Annotated in this window: 1 pseudogene; it reads right to left on the bottom strand. The window is 37.3% G+C overall.

Features of this window, described 5'->3' with window-relative positions:
* Positions 1-1,624: pseudogene (locus I3255_RS14140) on the bottom strand (hypothetical protein); the annotation flags it as partial.
* Positions 1,625-1,664: the final 40 nt, after the last annotated feature.

Consider the following 1,664-nt stretch of genomic DNA (forward strand, 5'->3'; position numbering starts at 1 on the left):
GTTTTGATGGCTCAATTAAGGTGATCAATTCACCGAAGATTTTGGAGATATTGCCCCGGTTGATTTCATCGATAATAAGAACAAACTTTTTACGCTCAGTATGAACATCTTCAATAGATTGAACGTAACGTTGTAGGTATTTTATCAATGCTGAGTAATATGGATTTAATCCACCTTTAATTTCCCGCTCACCATCAAATACTGCTTTAAGTGTTTTTACACTTAGTGAATGTATTGAATTTCCTTTGTCTTTTTCAAAGCGGACTGTGTTGTTATCAACATCAGTTACCGTAAAAAATGTGCGAACGGTATCGACTCGCACACCATTCTCAGATTCTGATAATTCAGAAACAAAACAAGACCACAATGAATCGAAATCTTTATCACTTTTTATTGTCTTAGATACACGGTATCTATTAGCTTCATTAGCAATGGTTTTAAATATACCGTCCTTTTCATAATAAGAAACCTGATCGCCTTCTGTTTTTGCGCTTAGCCCTTCCACAAATTCTTCATAGCCATAGCTTTGGTGGAAAGTTACAAAACGGATGCGTTTCTCGCTAACTAATCGCTCATACTCAGCCTTTAACTGATTACGATCTGTCCATATAAAATCAGGCTCAGCCGCTTTAACCGCTGCTTCCATAGTATGAAAAGTTTTGCCGGTACCTGGAGGGCCATACAAAATTTGATTTAAAGGTGATAATTTCGTCATCATATAGCTCTTTTCTGGTTCAGCCACTTCGTAGTCATCATATGTAATATCTGCATCGCTATCACCAAAGTAGCTTTCCGGCCAATACGGTTTACGTGTTATTGAGTACTGTTGCGAAAACTCAGCCAGTTTTTTTGATTTACGAGTACGCAAATAAAGTTCGTTAGCAACGGTAGAACACTCATAACCATCACGATGTTGGTAACGAAGCTCATAATTAATCTTCTGTAGCGTTGGCTCAAACGTTGCGAATACCTCTTCTGCTCGAGGTACGCCTAGCTCTTTTCTACCAATACGGATCATTGCACCTGTATCCATCGCAGTAGTAAAAACATCAAGCTTGTTATCATAAGCATCCTGAATCAAATCACAGAAAGCCGTTACTGTTTCAGGTGACCACTGTTCAACACCTCGATTAAATACATCAATATGGGAGAATTTATCTAAGATGCTCTTTTGATGAATTTCTTTACTTTTTTGAGCCGCTTTATCCCAACACTCATCACCAAACTCTAATAAATTTTGCTCGCCCTTTTCCGCAATTAGTTTCTGATACATGCTAGGAAATGATGTTTTACTATTACTATTTGTCAGCACTTCTAACATCGGTTTAGAAAATGTATTTATCAGCACAGGGCTACTTTGGTTCTGATAAAGAAAGGCAATCTTCCATTTAATCAAAGGAGCAAAATCAATACTGTCAATTTCAGCTAAATTACCGTCATATGCGGCTTGTGATATTTGGATTAATACTTTTTTTACGTAATTAAAGACTTCAGACTCATTATTTCCGTAACGAGTACGCCATGTATAAACCTCACCATGACCAATACCATTTTGCTCTTTTCCTTCGCCATTACGTTTATAAATACCAAACTTCGCAGACGTATTGCCTTGAATAGAGCCCAATTCCCTCGTCTTAGTTTCTAACCAATAAGTAAAGGTATCT

Source organism: Psychrobacter sp. Ps6 (assembly GCF_022129235.1).
GTDB lineage: Bacteria > Pseudomonadota > Gammaproteobacteria > Pseudomonadales > Moraxellaceae > Psychrobacter.